The organism is Rhizobium sp. KNZ14-9A, assembly GCF_056755015.1.
Genome location: NZ_JBPGXB010000004.1, coordinates 2,264,125 through 2,284,781, shown reverse-complemented (window position 1 = coordinate 2,284,781; position 20,657 = coordinate 2,264,125). Strand labels below are relative to the sequence as shown.

The window sequence follows — 20,657 nt, the reverse complement described above, 5'->3', positions numbered from 1 at the left end:
GCTGTTCCCCTCTGGAGGTTTTAACCTCCACACTTCAAGGGCCTCGGTTTTCCGGTGGCCCTATTTTTTTGCCCCCTCAACATGACGGCTGGTGGACGCGATAACTGGTCAGTTTTTGAGGCTATCACACATGCGGAGCCGCCCCCTTGAAAAGCCAACACGCAACCGATATGTATTGGTCATAGTCGAGAGCGCTGATCCGTCGGTGCGTTGAACGATTGTTTCACTCGGCTTACCGAATTCGAGCGGACCGCATGCGGTCCGCTTTTTCGTTTCAGGGGGATTCGTTGCATCTACTATATCTCGACGAGTCTGGTCACTCACATGATCCAAGCTCCGACTTCTTTGTCCTTGCCGGGTTCAGTATATTCGAGCGCCAAACGCATTGGCTGGAAGCCCAGATAGATCCTGTAGCGGCGCGGTTGCTGCCCGACTTGATGACGTGGATCAGAGCGTAGTTTGGACAGCCTGGTATGCCCCCGTTGCGTTCGTGCCTGAAAGCCAGCGCCACTGGTTGGCAGAGAAGCTGGCGGCGAACCTCGGACGGGAGACACAGAAATTCAGCTCAGCCGCAGTCGAGCCCTTATTGGATTGGGAAGCGACATTATCGAGCCTAGGCGCGAAGAGAACGACGGGAGCGAACCCCGTTGAGCGGCAGGTCGAGAAAGAAGCGATCAACGTCAGCGTCGTACAGTTCACCGTCGCGTAAAATACGGCGCACATAGGCATCGAGGCCGTCGGCGCCCCGGCGCTCTTCAAGCATGGCCCTCGATAACGCACCAAAATCATCCATAGCTTGCTAAACCCTCCCCCCGACCCCCACCCGGGACCCCCGCGTCTACGGAAGGTGCTAGAGCCGCCGGCATTCTCCAGGCCGGCCTCCGCCAGCTGCTGGTACTTTACGGGTATTCCTTCCGGCAGTGTTCCTTGTTCTTCGTCGGCGGCTCGTGGTCAATTTTCGCGCGCTTAACACATGGAAGGCGCTTGGGGGTGGGCTGATCGCTATGATCGCCTATGGTGTCGTGGTCGCGGCCTTCGCGCTCGGACCGGGCGGCCCGATTACGGTGCTGCGGGAAACCAGCGTTATGTGCCGTTCTGATAGGATGGCTGTTCCTTGGCGAAACGCTGACCGCCCCGCGTATTCTCGTGCGTGGTCGTCGCGGCCGGCGCAGTCCTGCTCGGGCTTTGATTGGAGGTGACGCAAAAAGTCCGGATTCCGCGACAGGCTAAACGGCTTCAAACACTTCCGATCGTAACAGCCCGGTTTTCATGAGGTGTTGCAAGGTGTACGAAACCGACAGCGCGTCATCGAGTGCATCGTGGCCCTGTAAGGGGGGATGCTCGACGTGGTAAAAATCGACCAGCTCGTTGCTCGGGGTCTTCGCCAGATCCTCGACCGGCATCCCCGCGGCCAGCAGGAGCTTGACGGCGTTATCAAAACGATGAGCGGGAATTGGAGCCTCAACCCCGGCAATATAGCAGCTGATCGCCACCATATTGAGTTCGTCTTTGCCCCAAGACCAGAACCGTGCTCCTCCCGAAAAACTGTCGATGCCGGATAGCGCATCCTGCAGCGTCACACCTTCAGTTTCGATAGCCTCTTCGGTGATACCAGTCAGCTTCGTGAAAAAGGGATCGATCGCGTATCGCTTCCCAAACCGATCGATCGGTTGGACATAGGCCTTGTAGGTGCCAAGGATCGGAAAGTCACTTTCCAAACCAAGTTTTACCGCGCCGATCTGGGCAATGACGGGATCGGGATCGTGGGCGGCGCACCAAAATCTCCTTTGTGAACCTTCAAGGCAAAGGAATTCGCAGTCAAATATGATTGCAGTTTTCAAAGGTCCCTTCCTCTCTTGTGATGTTCTTGGCTTTTGCCGCGGAGCTCCGCATTGGAGCCTCTTGGTCGGCACGGCGACAGCAGGATGACTTCCAGATACACGGCCGTTATGCGGTCTACGTTCGCAATGCCCGGTCTATAGCCGCGCGTGTCGCGAATTCGGTTTCAAAACCATCACTCGCGCGCGAGCATTGCGAGTTCCCTTTTCAGGAAACTACCGCCCGAGAGGTGGGGTGATGAGTTATGTCATGTTTAAATCCGGCAATGCGGCTCAAAACAAGTTCGCGGTAACCTTCTGGCGAAATCTGCCGATCAGCAACGCTCGTTAATCCGCGAGAAACAGGAACCAAAAGGTCGCCCAATTGTCTACCGCGAAGTGCATTGATGCTGCTCGCGTCGCCGCCCTGTGCCCCTAAGCCAGGCGCCAGAATGATGGTGTGAGGCAGAAGCATTCGCAGTCGTCGTCCTTCATGTGGAACGGTCGCTCCGATGACCGCACCAACTGGATTCAAGCCTTCGCCATCTCCTCGGCCGATCCCTCCGATGAGTTCGGCAACATGATCGGAAATCGGCCGGTTCCCCGTCATTCTGTCCTGTAGCCATCCCGCTCCCGGATTGGACGTGCGACAGAGCACGAACAAGCCTTTCCCGTAACGTCTGGCACATTCGGCAAATGGTTCGAGCGTGTCGGGCCCCATCAAAGGATTCACGGTCAGGCAATCGGCCTCAAAGTCGCCAGATCCTCCTTCTGATGCCGGTGTCAGATAGGCGCGCGCATAGGCGGCGGCGGTGGCTCCGATGTCGCCTCTTTTAGCGTCGAAGATCACACCGATACCAGCAGCCTTCGCGCGCTTCATACCGAGGGATAGGGCCGTAAGGCCGGCAAAGCCGCATGCCTCAAAGTAAGCGCTCTGGAATTTCACGAACCCGACTTGTCCCTCGATCGTGTCCAGAACGAAGTCGACAAAACGGCTGATCCATGCCGGGTCGTTTTGTTCAAAAAACACCGGAATCTCGGAAGGTGAGGGATCGATGCCGGCAACAAGCTCGCCATATCTGGCGGTGTTCTCCTGAACTATCTCTATCCATGAAATCGATGACATCGCTAAGTCCCCTCCATCGCCAAACTTGCAGAACCTGACTCCAGTTTATCACTCCAACTTTTGCGCTGATCAATAGTTGGGATTCCTCAGTGTGGACGAGCACAAATCGGTTCCCTAAACGCCGGTTGCAGCCGTTCTGCGTCACCCGTCATGGCGCTGCGGCGGTAAGCTGCTGCAACAGCTTGACGAAATAGCTCGTCCTGATGCCCTTCGCGTTTTGGGCCAAGTCCACGGTTTGCACGATAACCAGGTGTTTCGACGGCACAATGGCAATTGCTTGACCACCATAACCGGACGCCAACGCCGCATCGGGCCCGAATACAACGGGGTTCAACGTCCACCAGAGATAGCCGTATCCCATGCTGCCGCGATCGGTCGCGGAATAGGCCGTCGTTGACGCTTTCACCCACGACAAAGGAATGACCTGCCGGCCGCTCCAGCGTCCCGCGTCAAGATAGAGCTGGCCAAAGCGCGCCGCGTCCCTGGCGCTGAGGCGAAAAGGATAACTGCTGGAGACGGCGCGCATGCACCGTGAAGCGGATTATTCCGAACGGTTGCGGAAGCCGCATCGAGGTCCGACGTCGTTCTCACGCAGGCTCCAGATGACAAGTTCGATGGAACGATCGTCGTGAGGCGCCAACAGCTCGGCGCCATCTCCACTTGTCAACTTTGAGGGGTCAAGTTATTCCGTCTGTGGAATATCGCTTGAAATATTCCACAGATGGAATACATTTGGAGCACCGATGAGTTGGAGCGTTGAATATACCGATGAGTTTGGTGAGTGGTACACGACGCTGATCGAGGCCGTTCAGGACGATATTGTAAGGGTAGTCGGGCTTCTAGAAGCCAAAGGACCGCAGCTTCCCTTCCCTTACTCATCCGGCATCGAAGGTTCAAAGCACGAACATATGCGGGAACTGCGGATTCAGAGCGGCGGCGAACCCTACCGGGTATTCTACGCTTTCGATCCGCGTCGCACTGCTATTTTGCTTGTCGGTGGAAATAAAACCGGCGACGACCGCTTTTATGAAATCATGATTCCGGTCGCTGATCGACTATATGACAATTACCTGATCGAGATCGGGAAGGAAGGGTTGATATGACTGGACATCGCTCCTTTAACGACTTGCGCAACAGAATGTCGCCAGAACGCCGTGCCCGCAACGATGAAGGGACCAAGGCAATTCTCGAAGACATGGCGTTACACGAGCTGCGCGTGGCCCGTGAAAAAACTCAGCAGGATGTGGCACGCGCACTCCATGTGAAGCAGCCGGCTGTCGCAAAGCTGGAGCAGCGCGCCGATATTTATGTCAGCAATCTGCGACGCTATATCGAAGCATTGGGTGGCACGTTGGAGATTACGGCGAGGTTTCCCGACGCCTCGGTCAACATCAAGAATTTCAGCGAATTGGCCACTGAGAAGTAACATCGCTTTGAACCAATAGAGCCTCCGACTATACACTTACCTAGATCGCTCAATGAAAGTTCCGACTCTTCACCTTCAGCGTATCGATATGAAGATCGGGTGTGAACAGGTCCCTCGGGACAATCGGCTTTGGCCTGTCGCGTGAATCCGGCCCTCCACCTCCATGGGCAAATTCGTCGCCGCGCCCAGTCGGTAACTTGAACTCGCTATCCCGATCAGCCAGACCGACAAGGTCCGCTGTCAGGTCGAACAGTTGCTGTGCGACGAGATGCACGACTTCCCCTTCCCGCTGGATCCGCCCATTGATCGCCATCATCGAGGACCCCAGCACCACCCGCCGCCTCTTCTCGAACAAGGTGGACCAGACGACGATGTTGGCCGGTCCCGTCTCGCCCTCGATGGTGATGAACATGACGCCCTTGGCTGATCCGGGTTTTTGACGAACGAGAACAAGGCCCGCCGTATAAACGGCATCGTCATGTCTGGATGGCGCCCGATCCGGTGGATGCAATGATTGTTCACCTCAAAAAGGAGAAGCCTCACTGGGGTGCCAGGAAGATCAGGGAGTTGCTCGTTAAACGGCTCGCTGGCGATGTGCGCATTCCAGCAAAGAGCACGGTGCACGCTGTGCTTGATCGACACGGCCTTGTGAGCCAGGCCCGCAAGAGGAACCGGGCTAACAAGGCCGTTGGCACGCAGCTTTCGGAAGCCCTTGAGCCCAATGATCTGTGGTGCGCCGACTTCAAAGGCGAATTCAAGCTTGGTAACGGCCGCTACTGTTACCCCTTGACGATCACAGACCAGGCCTCACGCTATCTTCTTTGCTGCGAAGCCTTCGAATCGACGCGCGAACAGGGCGTCTTTGAAGCGTTCCGCAGGATCTTTACCGAACACGGCCTGCCTGCAGCCATTCGTTCCGACAATGGCCTTCCTTTCGCAAGCCCGAATGGCCTCTATAATCTATCGAAGCTGTCCGTTTGGTGGCTGCGATTGGGGATCGGCCTCGAACGCATTAGGCCTGGCCATCCGCAACAGAACGGACGCCATGAGCGCATGCATCTGACGCTGAAGAAGGAGGCGACGAGGCCACCTGGCAGGAACACTCTGCAGCAGCAGGCCCGCTTTGATGCATTCGTCAGCGAATTCAATGAGGAGCGGCCGCACGAGGCGTTGGACATGAAGGTGCCGGCAGATCTCTTTGTCGCATCGTCACGCCCCTATCGGGGCCTGCCGGAGATCGACTATCCCTTCCACGACAAGGAGGCGCTCGTCACCAATTGCGGCCGCCTCTGCATCTATCGCAAGAAGATCAACATCTCCACCGTACCGGCCGGACAGAAGCTTGGAATCAAGGAAGTTGATGACGGCATTTGGCTCGTCAGCTTCATGCACTATGATCTGGGATATATCGACCTGGAACAGAGGACTTTGCAAACCATCGACAACCCGTTCGGCACGAGGTTGTCACCCATGTGTTAGGTACGTACAGGTTATCTATGGTAGATTGATTTCGATCTTCAGAATGCAAATTTGACATCGGACGTATAGCTAATCGCTACGACTTGCCGATCGATGGGCCTTGGCGCGGACAAGCGCGACGAAGCGTTGTTTGACAGCGGCAGCAGTGACAGTCGATGTCATTGGCATACTCCATTTTCCGTAAAATACGGATTTCCGGACAATTTTCGATAGCGCAGCGAGCTGCAAGGACAAATCCTGGCGCGCGAAATCTGCGAGAACGCGTTCTCTCCCGCGGGTCACCTATCCGCGACTGCGTCTCTTGGGAGGATTTTGGGACTAACTAGACTATCACGCGCCAGCTCGCTCGCTAATTCGGCGTCGTGCTGATGTAGATCAAGTATCGGCGTGATAAAGACATAAAACTGGGCGTGGCACCGCCTGGCAGAAGCTATTCCTCTTCGTCCTGTCCGATTGAGTCAAACCAGGAGCCGACAAAAAAAGCGGCTATGAAAATAAGGAAATAAACCAGATACTTAGCATCGAGACCCAGGCTGTCGTAGCCGGCTAGGGCCGCGATTGTAATAAAACCTAAGATAATTTTCGCGTTCACGACAGTTCTCTAATACTCTCCTAGGGATTGAAGAGTGAGGTTGATGGCGCCTTCTCCACCAGGTCCGCGAGTAAATCAAGAAATATTCGGGAACAAGACAAAGCAGGAGGACCTGCGCGTGTATGTGCGCTGTCTTGGCAACACCTAATCGCTGCTCCGGCGCGTGCGTCGGCGCATACCATCGGAACGCCTCTCGCGCGGATTGGGCGTCAGCGCTCTTTTGGCAGGCTCCCCCCTCTTCAGCTATCACCGATACCGCTGTTTTTCCGGCATTTCCGCCGCAGAAGCCCGCTGACGCGCCTTTGCTTATCCGGACGCTCCGTTGCTCGTCCACGGTCGTATTTCGAGTCTGGCGGGCCGCTGTTCGACACCTCAAACACGCTTGCAACCGTTCGTTTTCTTACGCATTCCTTATTTGTACAAAGCACCCGAAAAGCGCGCGAGAAAACCATGGCAAAACGACAAGTCGCCAATCCATCGCCGGCCCCAAGACGTCTAATCGGCTATGCACGTGTCTCGACCGACGATCAGGTCCATGACGCTCAGATGGACGAGCTGCGTGCCGCCGGCTGCGAGCGGATTTTTCAGGAGCACGGTTCCGGTGCATCACGGGCGCGCCCGGTTCTGACGAGGTTGCTCGGCGAACTCGCCACCGGCGACGTGCTGGTCGTCGTCCGGCTGGATCGCCTCGCCCGGTCGGTTAGCCATCTGTTGCAGGTGATCGAAGATCTCGAACAGCGCGGCGTCCATTTCAGGTCGATCCGCGATCCGATCGATACATCTACACCACAGGGCATGTTTTCCCTCCAGGTCCTTGGTGCCGTCGCACAGCTCGAGCGAGCGCTGATCGCCGAACGAACCAAGGCCGGCATCAAGGCGGCGAAAGCTCGCGGCAAGCTGCCAGGCAATCCGGGCCTTCGGGAGAGGCGACCGGAAGCGATTAAGGCTGTCTCGAAGGCGCGTGAAAAAAACTATCTCGACGAGCTGATCTCCTCTGCTCAAACCTGGCTTCCGACAGTTCGGCAACTTCGCCCAAAGCATAGCTGGGACAATGTCGTGCGGGTTCTCAATCGTCGAGGCCATGACTGGACGGTGGAAAGGCTACGTCGCGCCGTGCATCGCATGGTCCGCGAAAAGCTGGCCGAGCCCGAGCTTCTGGTCCGTTCACCGCGCCGCGCGCCAGAAGATCACCTGATGAAGCTCGTCGCAGCGATCGCCATTGCCGATCCCGGCCTATCGCTGCGCGATATTGCCAGCCAGCTTGATCAGATGGGAGAGCGACCGGCGCGGGGCGGACGCAAATGGCAGCCATCATCCGTTCGTCACCTACTGGATGAGGCGCATCGGTTTGGTCTCATACGTCATTGAGAGCACGTAGCATCAACTTGCGGATTGCGCGGTCTCTCGCCCCTGATTTCGGCGGCAGAGACTCCCAGCCTTGCTTTCGACAATTCCGCGGACAAGATGCCAGTATTCGGTTTGGGAGCGGAGTTTCACGGCTGTAGTCACCTGCGTAGGTAAAGGGGCTTGGAGATTTGGGTCGGTGGGCCCGCACTCCAATTGCCCAAAGGCTTTGCGAGCGGAAGACGGAAGTCGTGGCGTTTCAGCGACCGGCGCGAGGAGCAGTTACGTGATCGCCGCAACCGTCACTGCCAGCCAAGCCAGTGAGAGGTTCATCGGTGGGTATCGACCGAAACTGAAAAAGACCGCGGCGGAAACAGCGGGCACAGTTAATCTCGAGGCCAATTCCTCGAAGCCGTGGACAAACAGCGCTTCGAGGAATGTCCACGATCGCCGGCAACAATGGTCCCTCCCCTCTTAGGCATCCTCATCAAGGCAGGCCGGACAAAAGCTTCCGTCCAAGGGATCACTCACGAAGGACCCCTCGGGCCGCCCGGCGCTTTGCAGTGACAACCCGTTACGCCTGACTGATCGTCCTAACGTCGGCCGCTGAGCACCGCGAAACGCCATGTTTTGAAGCTGCAGTCGACCTGGCAAAGTCCGGTATCGCGCATCCATTGCAACTGGTTTTCGACCGAGGAGCAACGATCGTGGGACATACGCTCGTGCGCCTTGGCGATTTCCGCTTCGGATATGCCCAGCGTCCTGACCTGCTGCAGCCAGATCCGGGCGGAGCGGGCCTCTACCTCGGAATCATGGCCAAGGACCTGCTCGGCGTTGACGAACAGGCCACCTTCGGACAAGGCGCCCCGAATGCCGCCGAAGAGGTGCTTTTTCGCGGCGTCTTCCAGATGATGGATCGCCAGTGCCGATATGATGAGATCCCACGGACCGCCGAGCTCGGCATCGGCCATGTCGGCTACGGCGTAGGTAATGGCCGGATTTCCATCGAAGCGTTGCCGGGCCTGCTCGAGCATTTTTTCAGAGGCATCGACGAGGTGGATCTGCGCATCTGGGTGGCGGGCAAGCAGCATGGCGCTGAAAAGACCGGTGCCAGCGCCAAGATCCAGTACACGCAGTTTATCGGCGTGCCGCCAGTCATCGATCAAGTCGAGTGCTGTGCCGTAAAACGCATCGAAACAGGGAATAAGGCCGCGCCGAAGGATGTCGTAGCCGGACGCATCTCGATTGAAGACGGGTGAGGACGATACGTTTATTGGTGACATGGTGTGGCTCAACTTTTCGGGATTGTGATCTACTTCGCCGTGGGGGTGGGGATCAGGCTCGGGTTCAATGTATAGGTCGCTATCGCCTCGCCGCTTGCCAGGATGTGGCCCGCCATGGTCATTTCCACGTCTTCGCCAGTGAATGGCCCGGATAGGCCCAGTGTCGGAACGTCGAGTGCGACCACTTCAAGAGTGTAGTGGTGGATGCGCTGGTCGTTTATGGGCGGGCAGGGGCCGTCATAACCGCCATAGGTGCCGGCCATGCCATCAGTTTTGGCCAGAAAACTGGTATAGACATTGGCGCCGCGCAGCCCGTGAGGCGTCACGCCGACCGCCTTGCCGCCCGGCACGAGACCCTCGCTTTCCGCGCCTTCGCCGATGGACATGATACCGGGGGGAATATCGGTCAGAACCCAGTGGAAGACGCTGATCCGCGGCGCGTCGGATGGAATTGTGGTGCCGGGTTTATTGATGAGGCTGAAATCCTGCGGTACGTCCGGATCGGTCATCAGCAACGCATAAGATCTGGTGCCCTCGGGGCCCGCTGACCATGAGACCCCGGGGCTCACGTCCTTGGACCGGATCCCGGGCGGGCAGAAGGCGGCGGAGTCTGCAAACCGGCCAGAGCGGTCAAGCCCTTCGAACTTTACAGACAGCGTGAAGTCTGCGGCCATGGGCGCCGTCGCGGAAAATGCGGCGGCCACACTGATGGCGGCCCATATGCTTATATTCCTGGTCATTGTTCGTCTCGCCTGGTTGATTTCAGTAGACCATAGGGACCAATGCCAGCGCGGGTGGGCCCGATCTGATCAGGAATGAGCCTGAAGCGGTCAGGCCATTGGTTTTCTACGTGCCCTGCGAACGGTCGAAGGAGCCTGTCCGAAGGCATTCTGGAAGTGCCGCGAGAAGTGTGAACGCGAAGCATAGCCCGTAGCGGCAATTGCGTCGGCGACATCGGCATCTCGATCCGAGAGGATGAGGAAAGCGGCTTGCATTCTTTCGGCGAGCAGCAGCGCGCGGAGCGAGTGGTTTTCGTCCCGCAGTCGCCGCCGCAGGGTGGCCTCTGACATCGACAGGGATGCGGCGACCGCAGCTGTGGACCACGCGTGATCGAGCCGGTGGCGGATCAGGAGTCGCACCGCATCTGTGACTGAACTGTCGACATATTTGGGCATCAATGGCAGCGCACCCTGTTCGGCCAGGATAAGCAGAACCTCGAGAACACGGTGGTCCACAACGCGCCGGGAAAGGTCGAGCGGATCCGCCAGCGCCTCGCCACTATGGATGATTGCCGAGCAGAGCGTCGGACTGATCGTGATGGACGAGCCGAGGGGTACTTCGCGCATGGTGAGCTGTGGCCAAAGGCGCGCCGCCTCAATGACCAGGGCGCGGAGAAGCGGACGAACAGGGCGCGATAGACGCCAGTGTCGGTATCTGGTTCGTTGACAACATCAACCTCCGCACCGGCCGGCAGTACGAAGGCGTCACCGGCTTGGTAGATATTGCGTTTCGCGCCCCACAGAACCTCTTTGCGGCCTTCGATGACGATGACGAGGCCGGCGGCGGGCATGCTGAGCTCGGAAACCGTTTCTCGGTGACGAGCGACGAAGGCCGAGATGAACGGTGGATCTTCTTTTTTGAGCAGTAAGCGGGTGTCGCGCTCAGCCAATGGGCGCAAGGCATCAACTAGGCGGCGCCGCAGGGTTTTGTCGCTGTCGCGCATTGAACAAACCATCTCCAAATTGGATCGATCGTCATTGCTATGTCGAAATCAAGTGGCTGTCGATATACCGTCGAATGGCGCCGAAACCGGAAAGACAATCTCTGCTATTGCGGATCTTTTTGGAGGAATACAACTGTCTGAGACAGTGTCGAAAGCGACCCTCAACGCCTAGGTGATTGTCTCCTTCTTGTGCATTGCAGCCGATCAAGAGGATTCTGGGAATCCGGGCAAACAAGGAGAATGCTTCAGGTGTCTGCGCCATTGAGACCTCCTAGCGAGGACATTGGCCTGGCCACGATGCATCGCCGCAAATCTCAACATGCTCGCGAACCATAAGAGTTGGAAGGCGCCGCGATTTGCAAGGACCTGCTAAGAACCGGAATCGGCCCTAAGCGGTCAAAGTCTCGCTTGTCTTTCAAGCATTATCATGGGCTGATCTTTATAATTTTGCTCGCCAAATGCAGTGTAGCCCAGCCTGCTGGCCAGCTTGAGAGACGCACTATTCTCGGGATGGATAAGGCACACTGTCCGACTCTGACGCAAAGTGTCGGTGTACCATCTGTGCGCTGCCTCAGTCGCTTCGAACGCGTAGCCAAACCCGTGCACTCGGGAAGAAAAAGTCCAGCTCCCTTCCCCAACGCCGTCGAAAGAGGCACCAAGCCCGCGATGAAAATCAGCAATGCCGGTCTCACCGACATAGTTACCACTGCATTTTTCGAAAACAGCGAAGATTCCATGCCCTAATAACGACCAGTGGCCTGCATAGCGCATCAGGCGATGCCATGCATCTTCCGATGAAAAAGGTCGTCCTCCAAGAAAGCGGACAACGACCGCGTCGGTGCACATCGCCAGATAAGGCTGATAGTCGTTCAACAGGTACGGTCGGAGAGTAAGCCTATTCGTCTCGATCAATGCACCGCTCGCGTTCCAGAAGCGTTAAAACTGCAGCATCAGGTATCATGCCTACCAGTGTCGTTTTGCAGTTAACCGCAAGACTTCTCACCTTAACATTTTCAATAAGATAGCGCGGCACTTAATTTGAGACGGGGCAGTTAATGTGAGATTCCTCGGGGGATTTTGGCACTTAATGTGAGAATCCGCCGCCGGACGAAATCTGCGATGCCTTCGATGACTTCTCGATCGACTATGGCGAGAATAGAGATTGCTTTTTGCAGGATTTTCAACGCCATCGCAGCGCACGCAAGGCGACCAAGATCGGTTGAAAATTTGCATTTCATTTGCGACTGTCTTTGATGAGAATCTCAGATTCAATGCCAAACGAAATCCAGACGGCCGCATTCTTGCGATTAAGTGCCAAACGACACTTACCACGAAACAACCCGGCAATGGAATCGCCGCTGCTATTGACCTCAAGGTCGGTTCAGGTCGCAAGCTACCTAAAGCTTTGGAGTTTCGATCATGACGAAGATATTGCAAGACGATGACCTGAGAGATGGCTCATTCATGAATGTTGCGATCGACGCCGTAGAAAATGCCTTTCTCGCTCGCGCTCATGGTCAGACGGTATCCCCACCGCGACACCATGTATCGTTCCCAGGACGAGGCGATCGGGTTTTTACGATCGGTGGTTCTTTGGGAGAAAGGCCAGTTGCGGGCTTTCGGGCATACGAGACATTTGAGGGGACAGAACACTCGCAGATCGTTGCAGTCTGGTCTGCAGACGACGGCAGGCTGAAAGGGCTCATTCTCGGGGAACGGCTCGGCGCGATAAGAACTGGTGCGATAGGCGGTGTCGCTATTAGGCACCTCAGTTCACCAGAAGCCAGCGTCGTTGGTGTGCTGGGGAGCGGGCTTCAGGCGCGGACCCAACTCACAGCTGCGGCCGCCGTGCGCAAAATCACCATTGCCCGAATTTACAGTCGCGACGAAACTCGGCGAAACCTCTTCGCCCGGGAAATGCAGGCGGAGCTTGGAATCGAGATAAGGTCAGCAGACAGTGTCCGCGAGGCTGTGAGCGATGCCGATATCGTCATTTGTGCCACGTCTAGCAATCAACCCGTTGTCAACGCGTCTGATCTGAAACGGAGTGTGCATGTCAACACGGTCGGCCCAAAAACGCTCGATGGGTATGAACTCGGGCTCGATATTGCGGATATGGCAAACATTATAGCGACCGATTCCTCCGAACAGACGCGAGCGTACGCTTCCCCTTCTTCCTGAACGGTTCAGGCAATGAGGATCGCATGGTGGAGCTTTCTGATATAATTGCAGGACGGGAGCTCGGCCGGACGTCGGCGGATCAGACCACCCTGTTCTGCTCCGTCGGCTTGGCCGGCACTGAAGTCGCGGTAGCCTCAGCAATCTTCGACAGCTTGTAAGTTAGACGTATGCCAAGCCTAAAGCCGTCGTATCCTGTTAGTTTCTGGACTCTCTGCCTGGCATTTGCATCCCTGCCATTGGCTAGTCGAATTTCGCGGTATGATGGATCTGTGATTCAGAGCGAGCGAGGAGCCAAGATGACCGAGGATATAAGCGTCGAATTTTCGTTGTTTGTCGAACACGGGAGAGAGCGAGAGGCCGCTAAATTCTATGCTGCCGCCTTTGGCGCGCAGGAAGAGAATACCACTGACATTGATGGCGTTCTGGCGGCTGTTGAAATGCGGTTTGGAAATCTGCAGGTGTGGGTCGCCGGCTCAAACCCCAATCGTGAAAAGTCGCCATCCTACGGCGGGCCGTTCTTTCCGAAAGAACCAGGTGCGGTCAGTACGATTTTTCAGCTCAAGGTTGGCAACATTGAAAGCGTAATGCAGCGCGCCGTTACGGCCGGAGCTGTGATCCGAGACGAAATCCAAACTGACATGATCGGTCGCCGCGTGGCCTCGATCTTCGATCCTTTCGGCCACATTTGGGCGCTGGTCGAACGCAAGTCCGAGGGTATGTCATTAGCGGCGTAATTCTGTCGCGAAACTCTGTAGAATAATCGCGAAGGCGCTTGACCTCACCCCGCCGGTTAGAAAAGAAGCTGCTCTCGAATTGCGAGCGGGGCTGACTGCAGGGGCTGCGCTAACGGCCGCCCTCTTCAAGATCCTTCCCAACGGTCTTGCCCATGGCGGCGTGCTTTATCTCGACGAGCATGGTCGAAGCACACATGGCGCGCCGGTCGGGGCGTTTCGTGAGTACGAAAGTGAAAAACGCAAGGTCGAAGGCCTGCATTTTCTGCGGGTGGGCATGAAGAACTATCGCGCCTTCCTGCAGCTTTGGGCAAAATGGCTTCAAGACGAACGATCACGGCAGGTTTCACCGCCACATGATCGGCTGCGAAAGTCCGTTAGAAACGGACATTTCTCCTTCTTTCTAAAGTGATCTTGCCGGGCACTTTAATCAGTGCCATTTTTGTCCGTCATGAGCGATCTAAAACGCGACAAATTAAAGTCAATGCTGGATGAGGTTCCGGCAGGCTTCATCGTGGATTCCGCATGGATGCGGAAAATGGAAATCCGCCGGAGCTCGACACATGACTATCTCCGCCGCGGCTGGTTGGAACCCGTCATGCATGGCGTCTATCGGCGCCCCTCAGGGCGGGATGGTTCAGTCGAGGAACGCATCGACTGGCGCATCGCGGTCATGTCTGCACAGACGATCATGGATTACCCGTTCCATGTCGGCGGCCGCACCGCGCTCGGACTTCGCGGGCATGTGCATTACCTGGCGCTAGGGGCGGCCGAAAAAATCTTCCTCTACGGCGATGCGCCCCGATGGCTCGCAACCCTCCCCACCAATGGCCTTCCCGTCCTGCGCACCACGCGACTATTCAAGACGGCGGATCTCGGGATCGAACCCCTGGCGGGCGAACCAGACGGCAACGCCATCCTGTCTCTACAGAATTGGACGATACGGGCCTCAACGCCAGAGCGGGCCATCCTCGAAGCGCTGGACGAACTGCCGGAAAACGAAAGCTTTCACAACATCGATACGATCTTCGAGGGTCTGACCAACCTGCGTCCGCGCCGCATCACCGAGCTTCTGGCCGACTGCACCAAAGTCCAGGTGAAAAGGCTCTTCTTTGTCTTTGCCGACCGCCACGAGCACGCCTGGCTCAAGCATGTCGACCGATCGATCATCGACCTTGGAAGCGGCGACCGCTCATTCATCAAGGGTGGCAAGCTGCATCCTACATACCGCATCACCATTCCCGAAGAGTACCTTCCTGGAAAGCCCGAGGGCAACGATGGCCCGTGACCAGTATATTTCCCAGCTCGAGCTCCTCGTCCAGGCCTTGCCGATGATTGCCGACGAACCGGCTTTCGCATTGAAGGGTGGCACCGCCATCAATCTCTTCTACAGAGACCTCCCGCGCCTCTCGGTCGATATCGACCTGACCTACCTTCCGCTCAAACCGAGGGACGAGAGCCTAGCCGAAATCGACGCGGCCCTCGACCGGGTGGCCGCGAAGGTCGAGAGGATCAACGGCGTCCGGGCAAAGCGGATAGCCGGCGGTGGCGGCGGCGACACACGCGTCGAGGTGAGGCGGGGCCAGACCGCAATCAAGATCGAAACCTCTCCGGTCGCCCGCGGCACGGTGCACCCCGTCGAACGACGCAGGGTCAGCGAGCGGGTCGAAGACCAGTTTGGTTTTGCAGAAATGCAGGTTGTCGCCTTCGAAGACCTCTTCGGCGGCAAGATGCATGCAGCAGTCGATCGCCAACATCCGCGCGATCTCTTCGACATCAAGTTGCTCTATGAAAACGAGGGACTGACAGACCCGCTGTTTCGCACCTTCCTCGTCTACGTGGCGAGCTCCGGACGCCGGCCCCACGAGTTGCTGCAGCCCAATAGGGCCGACGTCGCACATGTCTTCAATCAAGAATTCGATGGAATGACAATCGAGAAAGTCTCGCTGGACGAATTGCTGGATATCCGGGAGCGGTTCCTGAAGGACATCCAGGCCCGCCTAGATCATAAGGCCCGCACGTTTCTGCTGTCTCTTCACGATGGCGAACCCGACTTCGAGGCTATCGGCCTGACGCACGCCCTCGCCTTGCCGGCCGTCCGCTGGAAGATCCTCAACCTGCAAAAACTAAGGACCGACAATCCGGTCAAACACGCCGAACAGCGTGGGGAGATCGAGCGCCTCTTCACACGATGATGCGCCTTTGGCTGATCTGCGGGATCGATGATCCGACGACTGGCTTGCCTCTCCCACCGCCCGGCGCTGCTGCCTATCGGAGATCATCCTCGGTCTACTCGAATATCGTTCTTCCAGCTGGTGATTTCGCGCTAAAATATCGAAATTCAAAAACCAAGCGACTACAAAAGTTTAGCAGAGTTGGTCGCGACCAACTCTTTTGCAGCGCTTTTGAAAGGCAACCGCCCCGGCGCTTCCCCTCGAAACGGCGCGGCCCCCCTACCCCGCTCTCGTTTGCGCCAGACCATTCGCCTTCAACAGGGCCATGATCATCGGTCCCAGCGAAAATTTCCCGCGCTCAGACCGTCGCGTGAGATCCCGCAAGTATCCGCCCGGAGAATTGATCATGTTTGCTCGCTCCAGGATGCCGGCAACCGCGACCGCCGCATTTTCCGGCCCCATGATCTCGCAGGCCTCCTGGTAGGCCGACGGGCTTATCCCCAGCGTCGACCGGACGACGACGGCTGCGGACATCAACTCGCGCCAGGACCCGATCACGCCGCCAGTCCCATAATCGCTAATCTCCGGGCAGGCCTGTAGCCGCAAAGTTGAAGTATCCTGTTTCTGCAAAGTAAGAATGTCACTCTCCCCGGGTTTTAATGACCTGGGAGATTGCGGATGGGACTGATTGCGATGAGCGAGCGTGATCTGCAGCGGATCGAGATTTTGTCCAAGGTGATGGCCGGCCGGATGACGATGGTGTCGGCTTCGCATGTGCTTGATCTGAGCACGCGCCAGGTGCGTCGGCTGCTGCAGCGGATACGAACCGGCGGCGCGGCTTCGATCCGGCACAAGGCGATCGGCCGGCCGTCGAACAACCGGATCAGCGATGGTGTTCGCGATTACGCAGTGACGCTGGTTCGTGAACGCTACGCGGACTTCGGTCCGACGCTGGCGGCCGAGAAGCTTGCCGAGCGTGATGGATTGCGGGTGTCGCGCGAGACATTGCGTGGCTGGATGTCGGAGGCCGGGCTTTGGCTGTCGCGCAAACAGCGTCGAACGTTTCATCAGCCGCGGCTGCGACGCGAGGCCTATGGCGAGCTGGTGCAGATCGATGGGTCCGAGCATCGCTGGTTCGAGGATCGCGGTGACCCGTGCTCGCTGCTGGTCTTTGTCGATGATGCGACTGGTCGATTGATGCAGTTGCGCTTTGTGCGATCGGAAAGCGCCTTCACTTACTTCGAGGCATTGGAGCTCTATCTCGAGCGTCATGGCGCACCGGTTGCCTTCTATTCGGACAAGCATTCGGTGTTCCGGGTGGCGAAGAAGGATGCCAAGGGTGGCCAGGCATGACCCAGTTCGGGCGTGCGCTTTGCGAGCTAAGCATCGAGATTCTTTGCGCAAATTCCAGTCAGGCCAAGGGGCGTGTCGAGCGGATGAACCGGACGCTGCAAGATCGGCTGGTCAAGGAGTTGCGGCTGGCCGGGATCTGCAACATGGAGGCAGGCAATGCGTTGTTGCCTGGCTTCATGGAAGACTACAACGCACGCTTTGCGATTGCCCCTGCCCGGCCCGACGATCTGCATCGTCCAATGAATCTTGCACCGGATCGGTTGAAGGAGATCCTGTGCAAACGAGAGCAGCGCTATGTGGCGTTGGTGCATCGGTCGACGAATGAACGGATTTCAGTCTTTGATGCTGCGTCTATGCGGTATCTGTCACGCGCCGGGCGGATTTCGGGCACGCGCATGCCAGCATTCGATTGAGGCTGGAGCAGCCGATCGCCAATGCTCTTGTTTGCTGTAAGGCACGTCTGCAATCGCTAGATCGACAGGTGGTAGAGCGGCGAGCTTTGAAGCAACCAGATTGGCCTGCGTCGCATCGGCCTGAAACACATTCGCAGATAGATGGCGGCGCAAGGCGAAAAGCTGATTGCCACTTTGCAGGGCGGTCCGATGGCTTGGCCGGCCGTACAAATCAATAAGGCTGCTTAGCCGCCTGAGACGCTGGGACAGCCCCTGCGGCGTGAGAAGGGCGGGGTTCTGGGTCGCGACCGAGACGGCCCCGGCCGAAATGTCGGACATGCTGACGTTCCGCAGCACGTCGCCATGCAAAAAGCCCAACACCGTTGCGAGATAGCCGCCCCCGCAAGTTGGATCATAGAAATGATAGGGCGGCGGTCGGACGGACAGGAAAGGCGGTGAGACCGGGTCGGCTAAACAGAACTCGACCGCTCGCCAAATCTTCGCTTGGAAGATCGGCGCGAGAATGCGCGAATTTCATGGAAGGCTCTCAGAATTGCAGCCAGCATTACAAGCTCGCAAGGCGAGGCTGGCTAAACGCACCCAGGTGCGATGCACCTGCTTCGGACCCCTTCGGCAAGGGGAGAGCCTTCAGGCGTCGAAGAAAGCCGTTTCGATGTTGAGAACAAAGGTTTTCATAGCGAGGCGAGCTATCGCTGGGCTTGCTGAGGTATCCGGGAAATCGCCCTGACCGAAAGAAGGTGACGACGTCGATCCAATAGCGCGCCGCGGCCCCTTGAAACAACTTAGTTAGTGTGCCAAGTAGGAGATACTTAGCACACTAACGTTAAGCTTACGATGAAACCTGATCCAATCGCATCCGAATTCCTCGAAACGCTGACCAAGCTCAGCCGCAAGATTCGCACGGCCTTTAATCAACAGGTGACGGCGCATGGGCTGACCTATCCGCGCGCCCGCGCCCTGTTCCGACTCGCCAAGAAGCAGAACATGAACCAGAGCGAGCTGGCCTGCGAGCTGGAGCTGGAACAGGCGACCATGGTGCGCCTCCTCGACCGGATGGAGGAGAACGGCTTGATCGAGCGCCGACCGGATCCGAACGATCGCCGTGTCAAGCTTCTGTTCCTGACGGCCCACGGCCAGGAACAGGCAGACCTCGTCCGCTCGATCGGCGACCGTATGCGCGAGCAGATCTTTCAGGATATCGACGCCGACCAAATGCAGGTCTCCATGGCGCTGTTCGAGCGGATCACGGCCAATATCAGCGAGCTGGAGGACATTGATGTCCTCGCGTGAGACAGCAGCAAGGCAGGAAGACGCGACCATCATACGGCCGGATTTCCGCAGAAACGCGGAGCCGGCCGAAACCGTTGCGCCTATCGGGCCGGCGCCAGATCCCGCCGCCGCCTCTTCGCCTGCACCCGCGGCAGCGCCCGCGTTCGTGCCCAAATCCCGCATGATGGTCGCCGCCTATATGCTGGCCGGCGCGCTGATCGCCTTGACGCAGGGCCTCGGCATGACTTTCATCTCCACCAACCTGCAGCAGATCGCCGGTCCGATGGACCTCACCCAGACCGAAGCCACCTGGCTGATGGCGGCCTATTTCTTCCCGAATGCCAGCCTGACGCTGCTGCTCTTCAAGGTCCGCGCCCAATACGGACTCAGAAATTTCGCCGAGGCAGCGATCGTCGTATACGTGCTCGTGTGCCTTGCGCATTTCTGGGTGGATGGTTACGAGAGCGCACTGGCGCTGCGCTTCTTCGCGGGGGTCGCCGCAGCACCGATGACTTCGCTCGGCTTCCTCTATATTCTCGAGCCGGTCTCTCCGGCAAAGAAGATGAGCATCGGCCTCTGCGCCTCGCTGACGGCGCTTGCCCTCCCCTCGCCTGTAACCGGCCTGATCTCGCCCTATCTGCTCGATATCGGTGATTATCATGCGCTTTATCTCTTCGAGATGGGGCTCTCCATGGTCTCGCTCGGGCTTGTCTACGTGCTGCCGCTCGCCTCGCCGCCGCGTGCAAAGGTGATCAGCAGCCTCGATGTCATCAGCTATGTCTTCCTCGCCATCGGGCTCGGCTGTTTTGCCGTGGTGCTCACCGTCGGCCGGCTCTACTGGTGGACCGCGGTCGACTGGCTCGCCTGGATGATCATCGCCGGCATCGCCGCCTCGGCGATCTTTGCGGCGATCGAGCTCAACCGGAAGAACCATCTGGTCGACATCCGCTGGCTCACCTCCCGCGAGATCCTGCATTTCACCGGCGCGCTGATGGTGTCCCGGCTCGTGCTGTCCGAACAGACCAGCGGCGCGGTCAACTTCCTGCGCAATGCCGGCATGCTGAACGAGCAGATGGCCGGCCTCTACTGGTTCATCCTCGCAGGCGCCGTCGCCTCCGGCGTCATCTGCGCCATGATCATGAAGCCCGGCCGGGAGCCGGCGATCCATGCGATCTCGCTGCTGCTGGTCGCGGTCGGCAGCTACATGGACAGCCAGTCGACCATCCTCACCCGGCCGGAACAGATGCATCTCAGCCAGTTCCTGGTGAGCTTCGCGAGCGGCCTCTTCCTGCCGCCGGCGCTGACGATCGGCATGGGTGCTGCGATGAAACGCGGCCCGAGCTACATCCTCTCCTTCATCGTTGTTTTTCTCGCCACCCAAAAGATCGGCGGTTACCTCGGCAGCGCGCTCTACGGCACCTTCGTGCAATGGCGCGAGCAATTCCACTCCTTCCGGCTGGTCTCCGAGCTCGCCTCCACCGATCCGCTGGTCGCCAACCGCCTCAAACAGCTCGGCGGAGCCTATGGCAAGGTGCTGACCGACCCGAACCAGCAGGTGGTCCAGGGTGCGGTCCTCTTCACCAGGCAGGTGCAGCAGCAGGCCTATGCGCTCGCCTACAACGACTCCTTCCTGCTCACCGCCTATCTGTCGCTCGTAGCGCTTGCCTGCCTTCTCCTCCACGTGGCCTGGCGCAACCGCCACCGGCTTTCGCCAACCCGCAACCCTATGCCAGCCGCCGCCTAACG

General features: G+C 58.0%; 23 protein-coding genes and 5 pseudogenes. 14 read left to right on the top strand and 14 right to left on the bottom strand.

Annotated features, from left to right (window positions below; translation table 11 throughout):
• The first annotated feature begins 254 nt into the window (after positions 1 to 254).
• On the top strand, positions 255 to 458 hold the full coding sequence (locus tag ACR9ZQ_RS40905; protein ID WP_481430828.1) for a DUF3800 domain-containing protein: 204 nt from the start codon (positions 255 to 257) through the stop codon (positions 456 to 458).
• Between the two features lie 155 nt (positions 459 to 613).
• On the opposite strand, the gene ACR9ZQ_RS40900 is transcribed toward ACR9ZQ_RS40905, so the two are convergent.
• The 4 genes from ACR9ZQ_RS40900 to ACR9ZQ_RS40885 form a co-directional block, all read right to left on the bottom strand.
• Positions 614 to 793 carry a hypothetical protein gene (locus ACR9ZQ_RS40900; RefSeq protein ID WP_481430827.1) on the bottom strand — a complete coding sequence of 60 codons (180 nt, stop codon included), beginning with the start codon at positions 791 to 793 and terminating at the stop codon, positions 614 to 616.
• Between the two features lie 433 nt (positions 794 to 1,226).
• Positions 1,227 to 1,841: a 3'-5' exonuclease family protein gene (locus ACR9ZQ_RS40895; protein ID WP_481430826.1), complete on the bottom strand. Its 615-nt coding sequence runs from the start codon at positions 1,839 to 1,841 to the stop codon at positions 1,227 to 1,229.
• A gap of 205 nt (positions 1,842 to 2,046) precedes the next feature.
• Entirely contained in the window at positions 2,047 to 2,943 is an 897-nt protein-coding gene (gene pyrF, locus ACR9ZQ_RS40890; protein ID WP_481430825.1) for an orotidine-5'-phosphate decarboxylase, read from the bottom strand.
• Positions 2,944 to 3,091: 148 nt separating this feature from the next.
• Complete coding sequence (locus tag ACR9ZQ_RS40885; RefSeq protein ID WP_481430824.1) at positions 3,092 to 3,469, bottom strand: hypothetical protein; 378 nt, start codon at positions 3,467 to 3,469, stop codon at positions 3,092 to 3,094.
• A 217-nt stretch (positions 3,470 to 3,686) separates the two neighbouring features.
• Between ACR9ZQ_RS40885 and ACR9ZQ_RS40880 the strand changes: the two genes are divergently transcribed.
• Both ACR9ZQ_RS40880 and ACR9ZQ_RS40875 read left to right on the top strand, forming a co-directional pair.
• Entirely contained in the window at positions 3,687 to 4,046 is a 360-nt protein-coding gene (locus ACR9ZQ_RS40880) for a type II toxin-antitoxin system RelE/ParE family toxin (protein ID WP_080830936.1), read from the top strand.
• Positions 4,043 to 4,369 carry an XRE family transcriptional regulator gene (locus ACR9ZQ_RS40875; protein WP_481430823.1) on the top strand — a complete coding sequence of 109 codons (327 nt, stop codon included), beginning with the start codon at positions 4,043 to 4,045 and terminating at the stop codon, positions 4,367 to 4,369. The genes ACR9ZQ_RS40880 and ACR9ZQ_RS40875 overlap by 4 nt, the downstream gene beginning before the upstream one ends.
• 49 nt (positions 4,370 to 4,418) lie before the next feature.
• Here the strand turns inward: ACR9ZQ_RS40875 and ACR9ZQ_RS40870 are convergent.
• Positions 4,419 to 4,838 (bottom strand): annotated as a pseudogene (locus ACR9ZQ_RS40870) (OB-fold nucleic acid binding domain-containing protein); the annotation flags it as partial.
• A 23-nt stretch (positions 4,839 to 4,861) separates the two neighbouring features.
• On the opposite strand from ACR9ZQ_RS40870, the pseudogene ACR9ZQ_RS40865 reads away from it, so the two are divergent.
• Positions 4,862 to 5,848: pseudogene (locus tag ACR9ZQ_RS40865) on the top strand (integrase core domain-containing protein); the annotation flags it as partial.
• A gap of 430 nt (positions 5,849 to 6,278) precedes the next feature.
• On the opposite strand, the gene ACR9ZQ_RS40860 reads toward ACR9ZQ_RS40865, so the two are convergent.
• Positions 6,279 to 6,440, bottom strand: coding sequence for a hypothetical protein (locus ACR9ZQ_RS40860; RefSeq protein WP_442207281.1), 162 nt, complete (start codon positions 6,438 to 6,440; stop codon positions 6,279 to 6,281).
• Positions 6,441 to 6,890: 450 nt separating this feature from the next.
• Here ACR9ZQ_RS40860 and ACR9ZQ_RS40855 point away from each other — a divergent pair, with 450 nt between their 5' ends.
• Positions 6,891 to 7,808, top strand: a complete 918-nt coding sequence (locus ACR9ZQ_RS40855) for a recombinase family protein (RefSeq protein WP_481430822.1) — start codon at positions 6,891 to 6,893, stop codon at positions 7,806 to 7,808.
• 569 nt (positions 7,809 to 8,377) lie between these two features.
• Here ACR9ZQ_RS40855 and ACR9ZQ_RS40850 read toward each other — a convergent pair.
• From ACR9ZQ_RS40850 to ACR9ZQ_RS40830, 5 genes are all read right to left on the bottom strand, one after another.
• Positions 8,378 to 9,067, bottom strand: a complete 690-nt coding sequence (locus ACR9ZQ_RS40850; RefSeq protein WP_481430821.1) for a class I SAM-dependent methyltransferase — start codon at positions 9,065 to 9,067, stop codon at positions 8,378 to 8,380.
• Positions 9,068 to 9,096: 29 nt separating this feature from the next.
• A complete protein-coding gene (locus ACR9ZQ_RS40845) occupies positions 9,097 to 9,807 on the bottom strand; it encodes a YbhB/YbcL family Raf kinase inhibitor-like protein (protein ID WP_481430820.1) in 711 nt (236 codons plus the stop codon).
• Between the two features lie 90 nt (positions 9,808 to 9,897).
• A complete protein-coding gene (locus tag ACR9ZQ_RS40840; protein ID WP_481431011.1) occupies positions 9,898 to 10,137 on the bottom strand; it encodes a helix-turn-helix domain-containing protein in 240 nt (79 codons plus the stop codon).
• Between the two features lie 104 nt (positions 10,138 to 10,241).
• Positions 10,242 to 10,790 carry a hypothetical protein gene (locus ACR9ZQ_RS40835; RefSeq protein WP_481431027.1) on the bottom strand — a complete coding sequence of 183 codons (549 nt, stop codon included), beginning with the start codon at positions 10,788 to 10,790 and terminating at the stop codon, positions 10,242 to 10,244.
• A gap of 396 nt (positions 10,791 to 11,186) precedes the next feature.
• Positions 11,187 to 11,702 (bottom strand): GNAT family N-acetyltransferase, encoded by a 516-nt coding sequence (locus ACR9ZQ_RS40830; RefSeq protein ID WP_481430819.1) that lies wholly within the window; start codon positions 11,700 to 11,702, stop codon positions 11,187 to 11,189.
• Between the two features lie 250 nt (positions 11,703 to 11,952).
• Here ACR9ZQ_RS40830 and ACR9ZQ_RS40825 point away from each other — a divergent pair, with 250 nt between their 5' ends.
• The 6 genes and pseudogenes from ACR9ZQ_RS40825 (at position 11,953) to ACR9ZQ_RS40800 (ending at position 15,897) form a co-directional block, all read left to right on the top strand.
• Positions 11,953 to 12,213: a hypothetical protein gene (locus tag ACR9ZQ_RS40825; RefSeq protein WP_481430818.1), complete on the top strand. Its 261-nt coding sequence runs from the start codon at positions 11,953 to 11,955 to the stop codon at positions 12,211 to 12,213.
• Positions 12,210 to 13,129: pseudogene (locus tag ACR9ZQ_RS40820) on the top strand (ornithine cyclodeaminase family protein). The gene ACR9ZQ_RS40825 and the pseudogene ACR9ZQ_RS40820 overlap by 4 nt, the downstream one beginning before the upstream one ends.
• Positions 13,130 to 13,267: 138 nt before the next feature.
• Positions 13,268 to 13,705 carry a VOC family protein gene (locus ACR9ZQ_RS40815; RefSeq protein ID WP_481430817.1) on the top strand — a complete coding sequence of 146 codons (438 nt, stop codon included), beginning with the start codon at positions 13,268 to 13,270 and terminating at the stop codon, positions 13,703 to 13,705.
• Positions 13,706 to 13,865: 160 nt separating this feature from the next.
• Positions 13,866 to 14,114 (top strand): hypothetical protein, encoded by a 249-nt coding sequence (locus tag ACR9ZQ_RS40810; RefSeq protein WP_481430816.1) that lies wholly within the window; start codon positions 13,866 to 13,868, stop codon positions 14,112 to 14,114.
• Between the two features lie 39 nt (positions 14,115 to 14,153).
• Positions 14,154 to 14,990, top strand: a complete 837-nt coding sequence (locus tag ACR9ZQ_RS40805; RefSeq protein WP_481430815.1) for a type IV toxin-antitoxin system AbiEi family antitoxin domain-containing protein — start codon at positions 14,154 to 14,156, stop codon at positions 14,988 to 14,990.
• Entirely contained in the window at positions 14,980 to 15,897 is a 918-nt protein-coding gene (locus tag ACR9ZQ_RS40800; protein ID WP_481430814.1) for a nucleotidyl transferase AbiEii/AbiGii toxin family protein, read from the top strand. Before ACR9ZQ_RS40805 ends, ACR9ZQ_RS40800 begins: the two co-directional genes overlap by 11 nt.
• A gap of 258 nt (positions 15,898 to 16,155) precedes the next feature.
• On the opposite strand, the pseudogene repC reads toward ACR9ZQ_RS40800, so the two are convergent.
• Positions 16,156 to 16,476: pseudogene (gene repC, locus ACR9ZQ_RS40795) on the bottom strand (replication initiation protein RepC); the annotation flags it as partial.
• 78 nt (positions 16,477 to 16,554) lie between these two features.
• Between repC and ACR9ZQ_RS40790 the strand changes: the two are divergent.
• A pseudogene (locus ACR9ZQ_RS40790) lies at positions 16,555 to 17,528 on the top strand (ISNCY family transposase); the annotation flags it as partial.
• A 66-nt stretch (positions 17,529 to 17,594) separates the two neighbouring features.
• Here ACR9ZQ_RS40790 and ACR9ZQ_RS40785 read toward each other — a convergent pair.
• Positions 17,595 to 18,002, bottom strand: a complete 408-nt coding sequence (locus ACR9ZQ_RS40785; RefSeq protein ID WP_481430813.1) for a hypothetical protein — start codon at positions 18,000 to 18,002, stop codon at positions 17,595 to 17,597.
• Between the two features lie 31 nt (positions 18,003 to 18,033).
• Positions 18,034 to 18,159: a hypothetical protein gene (locus ACR9ZQ_RS40780; protein ID WP_481430812.1), complete on the bottom strand. Its 126-nt coding sequence runs from the start codon at positions 18,157 to 18,159 to the stop codon at positions 18,034 to 18,036.
• 317 nt (positions 18,160 to 18,476) lie between these two features.
• On the opposite strand from ACR9ZQ_RS40780, the gene ACR9ZQ_RS40775 reads away from it, so the two are divergent.
• Together ACR9ZQ_RS40775 and ACR9ZQ_RS40770 are read left to right on the top strand one after the other, a co-directional pair.
• Positions 18,477 to 18,932 carry a MarR family winged helix-turn-helix transcriptional regulator gene (locus ACR9ZQ_RS40775; RefSeq protein ID WP_481430811.1) on the top strand — a complete coding sequence of 152 codons (456 nt, stop codon included), beginning with the start codon at positions 18,477 to 18,479 and terminating at the stop codon, positions 18,930 to 18,932.
• Positions 18,919 to 20,655: an efflux MFS transporter permease gene (locus ACR9ZQ_RS40770; protein WP_481430810.1), complete on the top strand. Its 1,737-nt coding sequence runs from the start codon at positions 18,919 to 18,921 to the stop codon at positions 20,653 to 20,655. The genes ACR9ZQ_RS40775 and ACR9ZQ_RS40770 overlap by 14 nt, the downstream gene beginning before the upstream one ends.
• The last annotated feature ends 2 nt before the right edge of the window (positions 20,656 to 20,657 follow it).